We start from the raw sequence: 8,941 nt of genomic DNA, 5'->3' as shown, positions 1-8,941 counted from the left end.
TGGGTGGCTCCGGTTCCATCAACGGGATGATCTTCGTGCGCGGCAACAGGGAGAACTTCGACTCCTGGGAGGCCGAGGGCAACAAGGGCTGGGGCTACCAGGACGTGCTCACGTCCTACAAGCGGATGGAGGACTGGCAGGGGCCCGCCAGCGAGTACCGCGGCAAGGGCGGTCCCATCAAGGTGCTGGAGAACGGCGACATCTGTGACGCCGCGAAGTCGTTCATCGCCGCTGGCGCCGACGAGCTCAACCTGCCGGTCAACCCCGACTACAACGGCGAGTCCCAAGATGGCATGCACGTCATCCAGGAGAACACCGGCAACAACCTGCGCTACTCCACCTCGCGGGGCTACCTCACCGAAGCCGACCTGCCGACGCTCGAGGTGCAGCAGCGCGGCACGGTCTCTCGCGTCGTGATCGAGAACGGTCGTGCGGTCGGCGTCGAGGTGATCGAGGCCAAGGGCGAGCGCCGGATCGTCCGGGCCCGCAAGGAGGTCATCCTCTCCGCCGGGGCGTTCGGCTCGCCGCAGATCCTGATGCTCTCGGGCGTGGGACCGGCAGGACACCTGCAGGAGAAGGGGATCAAGGTCGTCGCGGACCTTCCGGTCGGCGACAACCTGCACGACCACCTGTTCGTGCCGATGACTTACTCCGTCGACAACTCACCGCACCGCAGCACTGCCGCGCACTTCGGATCCGCCATCGTCAAGGATCGCTTGAAGCCGGGTTCCACGTTCCTGTCGCACTCCGTCTTCGAGGCCGGCGGCTTCGCACACACCTCGTTGTCCACGGGCGTGCCGGACATGCAGTTCTTCGCGATCCCGTGGTCCTACCCGCCGTTCCAGGACGAGCAGGTCCGCCTGCGCCCCGACACCCGCCCGTCGCTCTCGGTCTTCTCGACCCTGATCCGTCCCAAGTCCCGCGGCACCGTGCGGCTGGCCAGCGCCGACCCCCTGGCAGCGCCGCTGATCGACGTCCAGGCGCTGGCGGAGCCCGATGACCTGAAGGTGCTGGTCGAGGGCATCGAGATGCTCCGTGCGGTGATGGCGAACTCGGCGATCGCCAAGCATGTCAAGGAGGAGTACGAGCCGGGCCCGGCCTTCTCTGGCCAGCGGCTGAAGGACGAGGTGCTGCGTCGCGTCACGACCGTGTACCACCCGGTTGGCTCCTGCCGGATGGGCATCGACGAGCGGGCCGTGGTCGATCCCGAGCTGCGCGTCAACGGCATCGAGGGCCTGCGCGTCGCGGACGCCTCGATCATGCCGTCGATCATCGGTGGCAACACCAACGCGCCGTCGATGATGATCGGCGAGAAGGCCGGCACGATCATCCTGGAAGGCCTGGGCGCATGAGCGCGCTGGTCCGCCCGGCGTCGGTGACGCCGGAGTTCCTGAACCGCCTGGTCTCCCGGGTTCCCGGCTCCACCGGCCAGACCTGGAAGCTGACCGAGGTCTACACCGGCGAGGTCCTCGTCGAGCTGCCGCAGTCGACGCCGTCCGACATCGCGGGTGCCTTCGCCGCCGCTCGCGCCGCTCAGCAGGAGTGGTCGCAGTGGTCGGTGGCCAAGCGGCTGGCGGTCTTCAAGAAGTTCCACTCGCTGGTGCTCAAGCACAACGAGACGATCGTCGACCTGATCCAGGTCGAGTCGGGCAAGGCCCGCCGAATGGCCTTCGAGGAGACCCTCGACGTGCCGATGGTGACCGGCTACTACCTCAAGCGCGCCAAGAAGGTGCTGGCACCGAAGAAGCACGCCGGCCCGGTGCCGGTGGTCTCCTCGTCGCTGGAGGTGCGCCAGCCCAAGGGCGTGATCGGCATCATCGCGCCGTGGAACTTCCCGTTCGCGACCGGCATCTCGGACGCCATCCCGGCGCTGATCGCCGGCAACGCGGTGGTCGTCAAGCCGGACAACAAGACCGCGCTCTCGCCGCTGTACGGCGTCGAGCTGCTGGAGCAGGCGGGTCTGCCCAAGGGCCTGTTCCAGGTGGTCTGCGGCGAGGGCCCGGACGTCGGCCCGACCCTGATCGACAACGCGAACTACGTGATGTTCACCGGCTCCACGAACACCGGCCGGGTGATCGGCGAGCGGGCCGGGCGCAACCTGATCGGCGCCTGCCTGGAGCTCGGCGGCAAGAACCCGATGATCGTGCTGCCGGACGCGAACCTCGACGACACCGTCAAGGGCGCGCTGTTCGGTGCCTTCGGCAACACCGGCCAGATCTGCATGCACATCGAGCGGATGTACATCCACGACTCGATCTACGACGAGTTCAAGGCCCGGTTCAAGGCCGCGACCGAGAATCTCGTGGTGGGTGCCGCCTACGACTTCGGCCCGAACACCGGCTCGCTGATCAGCGTGGAGCACAAGGACCGGGTCGCCGCGCACGTCGCGGATGCGCTGGAGAAGGGCGCGACCGTGGTGACCGGTGGCAAGGAGCGCCCGGACCTCGGCCCGGCGTTCTTCGAGCCGACCATCCTCGAGGGCGTCACCACCGAGATGCTGGCCGGTCGGACCGAGACCTTCGGTCCGGTCGTCGCGCTGCACCGCTACGCGACGGTCGACGAGGCGGTCGCGCTGGCCAACGACACCGACTACGGCCTGAACGCCAGTGTGTGGGGCAGCGACCTCGACAACGCGATCAAGGTCGGGCGCCGGATCGAGTCCGGCAACGTCAACATCAACGACATCCTGGCCACGGCCTATGCCTCCAAGGGGACGCCCTCCGGTGGCGTGAAGCAGTCCGGCGTCGGCGCCCGCCACGGCGACCAGGGCCTGCTCAAGTACACCGACTGCCAGAACGTCGGCATCTTGAAGAAGCAGGTCATGCAGGTCCCCGACGACAAGCCCTTCGAGAAGAACGTCGAGGAGCAGATCAAGGGCCTCGCGATCATGCGCAAGCTCGGCATCAGGTAGTCCCAGGCGGAGCGCCAGCGCGCCGCCCGCCGCATCAGAGGCAGTCGACCTCGCCCCATCGGGGCGGGGTCGACTGCCTTTTTCTGTGCCCGGGTCGGCGGGGAGCTCGGACCGTACGTCTCGGCATGCGAGCGGTGCGACCACATTCTGAGACGCGCTTTGCGTGCCACGCCCGGCCAGTGGTGTTATTTGCTTAAGTCAATAGAAACACTCCACATTGAGCGGACCGGTCCGCTCCGGCAAGAAGAGGCCTCACGCATGATGGGTGGATATGCGACCGGTGCGCTGCTGGTGGTCCTGGGGCTGTTCGCGGGCATCTACGTCCTGAGCCGCCTGCGGCTGAACTTCAGTGCGCTGACCATGCTGGCCCTCGCTGCCGGCGTCGGTGTCGGCGTGGTGTTCGAGGGGCACCTCGGCAGCGTCGAGCCGATCGGCAGGATCTACATCAATCTGCTGCTGGCGATCGTGGCGCCGTTGGTGATCGTCTCGATCCTCTCCAGCATCACCTCGCTGAGCAGCACCGCGCAGCTGCGCACGATCGGGCTGCGCTCGGTCTTCTGGCTGCTCCTGCTGAACGCCCTCGCGGTCCTGCTCACCCTGGGCCTTGCGCTCGAGCTGGGTCTCGGCAAGGGGGCGGACCTCACGGTCGGGGAGGTCAACACCTCGGCCCTGGAGGCGATGAAGAAGCCGTTCAGCGAGGTCTTCATCGACTTCTTCCCCACGAACATCGTCACCGACATCGCCGAGAACAACATCATCCCGATCATCATCTTCAGCCTGATGCTCGCGATCGGCTACGCCCTGGTGGCCGAGCGGATCCCCGAGCAGGTGGCACCGTTCAAGCGGTTCATCGACGCGCTGCGCGAGGTGATCTACAAGGCCGTCGGCTTCGTGATCGCGCTGACGCCCTACGCGGTGCTCTCGCTCACCGCCGTCGCCGTGGGTCGTGCGGCCGGCCAGTGGTCGCAGATGGTGTCCCTGCTCGGCGTGCTGGTGCTGGCCTGGGTCGCCTGCTTCGTGCACGCCTACCTGATCGGCGGGGTCCTGCTGCGCACCGTGGCCGACGTCGACCCGGTGCGGTTCTACCGCCGGATGCTGCCGGCCCAGCTCGCCGCCTTCACGACGCAGAGCAGCGCGGGCACCCTCCCGGTGACCACCCGGCTGCTGCGCGACCGGATCGGCGTCCCGGCTGACATCGCCGGGTTCACCGCCCCGCTCGGCACCACCATCGGGATGCCCGGCTGCGCCGGCGTGTGGCCGATCCTGATCGCCGTCTACGGCGTCAACGGCCTCGGCCTCGACTGGGGCGTGCAGGACTACGCCGTCCTCGTGCTCCTCGGCATCCTGGTCTCGGTCGGCACCGCCGGGGTTCCCGGCACCGCCACCATCACCGCCACCACAGTGCTGACCGCGGCCGGTCTGCCGCTCGAGCTGGTCGCGATCACCCTGCCGGTGAGCATGGTGGCGGACATGGCGCGCACGCTGAACAACGTGACGTCCGCCGCGATCGCCGCAACGATCGTGGCCCGCAAGGAGGGGCGTCTCGACGACGCCGTCTTCGCCAGCGACGAGCAGCGAACCGAGGTCGCCGACCAGTCGCTGGATCCCGCTGAGCGCGACGTTCCGGCCGAGCGTGCTCCCGATGACCCGAGCGCGCTCGCCCTCTACGGCGGGGTGCCCATCGGCGCCTGCGCCATCACGCCGCTGGAACCGGCACATCCCATTGCAGACGGCACCCGCCGTGAAGAACAAGGAGTGAGGCTATGACAACCAACCGCGCAGTGCGCAGGATCGCGGCCCTTCTGCCCGGCGGCATGCTCGCGGCGTCGCTGCTCGTCGCCTTCGGGCCGACGTCGGCGGCGAACGCCAGTGGCTGGGTCGACGGCGCCGATGAGTTCCCCTGCCTCGATGACGTCACCTGCCTGTGGATCGAGGGCTGTGAGCTCGACGAGAACCAGCACCCGGTCTATCCCAACCGCAACGGCACGACCAGCTACCCGGCCGGCAGCTACAGCTACCAGGGGGACGCGGCGCCGACCACGCCGACGCCGACCGCCCCGACCAAGCCGACGCCGACCAAGCCCACGAAGCCGACGCCTACCAAGCCGACGCCGACGGGCTCCAGCCCGAGCGGAACGCCGGCGAGCCCCGGCGCCACGACCCCCTCCGACCCCGCAGGCGACCTTGGCCTCGGCGACGAGCAGGAGCAGGTGGCGGCCGGTGCGCCGTCCGCACTCGCCGCGCCGGTCCTCACCGTCAAGAAGGACTCGGTGACCGTCACCTGGGAGGCCTCGCCCAACGCCGAGCTGGAGCAGGTCACCGGCTACCTGGTGCGCTTCACCGGCCTGGAGGCGGTGGAGTTCGACGCCACGACGTTCACGCACACCTTCAAGGACCTGGAGCCGGGCAGCTACCGCGCCGCGGTCTGGGCGGAGAACGCTGCCGGCGTCTCGGCCGGATCGCCGCCATCGGAGCCGACCGTGGTCGGTGACGACCCGGCCAGCGTGCCGGGCACCGTCACCGCCACCGGCGAGGTGGCGCCGGGCGCCGTGGTCACCCTGACCGGTGCCGGATTCGCCCCGCGGATCGAGGGATTCGAGGTCGAGCTGCACTCGACCCCGGTCGCGCTCGGCACGGTGAGCACCGACGACCAGGGCGGGTTCGCGCTCGACGTGACCATCCCGGCGACGGTCGCTGCCGGCGACCACGAGGTGGTGGTCCTGTTCGAGGGTGCCGAGGTCTCGCGCAGCCCGGTGACCGTGGTGGCTGCGGCCCCTGCTGCCACCGGCACCGGGGACACCGCGACGGTCGAGGTCAAGGAGGGCTCGGGAGCTCCGGTGCCCGACCATGCGGGCCTCTTCATCCTCGGTGGGCTCGGTGCCGCCGGCGCGCTGTCGCTGGCCTGGCATCTGCTCCGCGGACGTCGTCGCCCTACCCGTGCGCTCGCCCCGGCCTGAGCGATGAGACACGAGCAATGGACCGGCACGCGATGTTGCCGCGCCGGCTGACGCCCGGCGCCTGAGACACACCGCATCAACCAGCCACTGGGTTGCCGTGCGCTCGCCACAAGTGACACGGCAACCCAGCTTCCCGACCGAGCCCGCAGCACGTGCTCATCAGGCCTGCCCATGATGGCAGGAGAAAGCAGCGACATCATGACCAACCTCCACCGACGACGCCGCGCCGCGGCGGTGCTCGCCGCGGCCGCCCTCGCCGCCGCGCCCCTGGTCGGGGTGAGCGGCGCTCACGCGGCACCGGACGCGCCCCGAGAGCCGTCCAGCGCCACCGCGTACCCCGAGGCCACCAAGGGCGCCACCATCGACTGGTTCGCCAGCGCCTACCCCTCGCTGAGCGAGGGCAGCGTCTTCGAGACGGTGACCATCGAGCGCTTCGAGTACCTGCTGAAGAAGAACACCGGCAGGTGGGCCTTCCTGATCGGCGGCCCGGAGGATGCGCACATCCAGGACGCCATCGCCCACATCGACGCCGTCGCCAAGGCCGAGGGCATCGAGAAGGTCTACAACTTCGACCCCAACCTGGACGGCGAGGCGCTGAGCGTCTTCGACCTGACCGGCTACAACCTCTACAGCGCGGACAACGCCGGCAAGGACCAGTTCCTGGACCTCGGCGAGCGGCTGGTCACCGAGTACCTGAGCAAGGACGCCGAGACGCCGTTCCGGCTCGCTGCCGACCCGGCGCGGCCGGACCAGCGCGTCGCCGCGGACCACCCGTACTTCTTCGTGTACGACGCAGCGGGTGGCGCGAGCAACCGGATCGTCGACGCTCTGGTCACGCCGCCCGGCGACCTGAGTGCCCCAGGGGCGGAGGCCGCGTACCGGGCCGACGTGAAGCGCGTCCTCGACTCCGCGTCGCTCGACGTGGACACCCAGTGGGACTTCCTCTCCACCGAGCACAACCGTCGCCACTTCGAGCGGTACGTGCGCAACGCCGACCCGGCGGTGGAGGCCAGCAACCGCAAGCGCTTCGGCGGCGACATCTTCGAGGCGGAGCGCGACCTGGCAGGCGGGGACGAGGATGACTTCCGGATCCAGAACATCACCTACCCGGAGCTGATCGAGATCCTCGACAGCGACGGAGACTTCGTGCTGCTCTTCGGTGGCACCTGGTGCCACAACACCGCGGCGATCATCCAGCAGACGGCCCAGTACGCCCGCGAGCACGGCATCAAGAAGGTCTACAACTTCGACTTCTCGCTCGACTCCACCGGCAACGGCGGCACCCTGGACAAGCACATCCGCGACAATGCCTTCCGCGCCATCAGCTCGGTGCAGCAGCAGACCCGCCCGGCCCACCTCTACGGCGAGATCCTTGAGCGCCTCGCCAACGCCCAGACGCAGTACCGGATCCTCGACACCGAGACCGGAATACAGTCGGTGAGCCCGGTCCGCTACTACGAGGACGGCGTGGTGCCGAACCCGTCCGACCTGGCCGAGGGCCAGAAGCTGGCCCGCAAGATCCAGGTGGGTCATGTGCTCTCCTACAACCGGGCCGGCGACGCACCGGTCCTCGACCAGGCGATCCGCTCGGACTGGACCAACCCCGAGGCCGGCAACCCGCCGGCGCCGCAGTACGCCGGCAACGTCGAGTACATGACCGAGTGGTGGTTCACCGCCGGCCACGACGCGAGCTTCGACGCAGCCGACGCCGACCACCTGCGCGGATCGGTCAACGTCACCCAGGTCAGCGGCCAGAACGTGCTGCAGAACCAGCGCAACTTCGCCCGCGAAGGCCTGCGCGAGATCCGCGACGTGATCGCGGGCGTGGCCGGGGGCTACGAGAGCTCGGTCACCGCCAGCGGCCTGCCGACCTCCGTCGGCGCCGGAGAGGCGACTCCGCTGACTGCTCAGATCGACGTCACGTCGCTCTTCGGCGGCTACTACTCCGACCGGACGGCGAGCGCGCAGACGGCGCCGCTGACCGGCACCCGGCCGCTGACCGGAACGGTCTCGATCAGTGTCGACGACGAGCAGGTCGCCGAGGTCGAGATCGACGCCGACCGCAGCACCACGGTCACCGGTGAGATCCCGGCCCTCTCGGCCGGCAGCCACCGGATCGGCTACGCCTACTCGGGCGGCAACGGTGGACTGGTCGCGGGCGCCGAGGCGAGCCACGACCTCCAGGTGGTGGCGGAGTCCGCGACGGTGACCCTGAGCGCGCCGGCGAGCCTGACCTACGGCGCTGGCGGCACGGCGACGGCGACCGTCACCGAGGGGGCGACCGGCACGGCGACCCTGAACGGGCTGCCGGGCGGTCCGCTCGAGGCCGACCTCGACCAGGGCACGGCGACCTTCGCCATTCCCGCCTCCCTGGCAGCCGGTGACTACGTGCTGACGGCCGGCTACGCCGGTGACGACACCTATGCCTCCGCGACCTCCTCGGCCTCCGCGCTGACGGTGGCCAAGGGCCTCACGGTGAGCTCGTCGTCCTCGGTCAGCACGACCTTCGGCAAGGCGGGGACGCTCACCGTCCGGGTGAACAGCCCGAGCGAAGCGGTCACCGGCGACGTCCGCCTCAGCGGCGTGGGCACGGCGCAGACCAAGGCGCTCTCCGGCGGTGCGGTCACCTTCGCGCTGCCCAAGACGCTGGCGGTCAAGAAGTACTCCGCCAGCATCGACTACCTGGGCAGTGCCAACCTCCGCCCGTCCAAGTCGCAGGTCTCCTACACCGTGGCCAAGGGAGCGGTCTCCAAGGTGACGTTCACTCGCACGAAGACCCCGACCTCGAAGAAGTCGGGCGGCGCGCTGGTCAAGGTCAGCGTCGGGTCCGGTCTGCCGTCGGCCACAGGCACGATCAAGCTGGTCATCAAGAAGGGTGCGACCACCCGCACGGTGACCAAGAAGCTCAGCAAGGGCAGCGCGAGCGTTGCTCTGCCCAAGCTGACCCGCGGCACCTGGACGGTGAGCACCCAGTACCTGGGCAGCACCACCTACGCCTCGGCGAAGGCCAAGACCGTGAAGCTCAAGGTCGTCCGCTAGTCCGGCAGACACCACGAGGCGGCGCTCACCGATC

5 protein-coding genes are annotated in these 8,941 nt (G+C 69.2%); all 5 read left to right on the top strand.

Features of this window, described 5'->3' with window-relative positions; genetic code table 11:
- On the top strand, positions 1-1,352 hold a 1,352-nt coding region (locus ABD151_RS08985; RefSeq protein ID WP_343993473.1), incomplete at its 5' end, for a GMC family oxidoreductase.
- Entirely contained in the window at positions 1,349-2,911 is a 1,563-nt protein-coding gene (locus ABD151_RS08980) for a succinic semialdehyde dehydrogenase (RefSeq protein ID WP_343993472.1), read from the top strand. The genes ABD151_RS08985 and ABD151_RS08980, both read left to right, overlap by 4 nt.
- A gap of 258 nt (positions 2,912-3,169) precedes the next feature.
- Positions 3,170-4,678, top strand: coding sequence for a dicarboxylate/amino acid:cation symporter (locus ABD151_RS08975; protein ID WP_343993471.1), 1,509 nt, complete (start codon positions 3,170-3,172; stop codon positions 4,676-4,678).
- Positions 4,675-5,868 carry a fibronectin type III domain-containing protein gene (locus tag ABD151_RS08970; RefSeq protein ID WP_343993469.1) on the top strand — a complete coding sequence of 398 codons (1,194 nt, stop codon included), beginning with the start codon at positions 4,675-4,677 and terminating at the stop codon, positions 5,866-5,868. Before ABD151_RS08975 ends, ABD151_RS08970 begins: the two co-directional genes overlap by 4 nt.
- 198 nt (positions 5,869-6,066) lie before the next feature.
- Entirely contained in the window at positions 6,067-8,907 is a 2,841-nt protein-coding gene (locus ABD151_RS08965; RefSeq protein WP_343993467.1) for an Ig-like domain repeat protein, read from the top strand.
- Positions 8,908-8,941: the final 34 nt, after the last annotated feature.

Source organism: Nocardioides dubius, from assembly GCF_039528155.1.
GTDB lineage: Bacteria > Actinomycetota > Actinomycetes > Propionibacteriales > Nocardioidaceae > Nocardioides > Nocardioides dubius.
This window is presented reverse-complemented; position numbering and strand designations above follow the sequence as displayed.

Bases quoted from the DNA above. Each gene is read 5' to 3' on its own strand.
- ABD151_RS08980 (WP_343993472.1), top strand. From the start codon at position 1,349: ATGAGCGCGCTGGTCCGCCCGGCGTCGGTGACGCCGGAGTTCCTGAAC.
- ABD151_RS08975 (WP_343993471.1), top strand. From the start codon at position 3,170: ATGATGGGTGGATATGCGACCGGTGCGCTGCTGGTGGTCCTGGGGCTG.
- ABD151_RS08970 (WP_343993469.1), top strand. From the start codon at position 4,675: ATGACAACCAACCGCGCAGTGCGCAGGATCGCGGCCCTTCTGCCCGGC.
- ABD151_RS08965 (WP_343993467.1), top strand. From the start codon at position 6,067: ATGACCAACCTCCACCGACGACGCCGCGCCGCGGCGGTGCTCGCCGCG.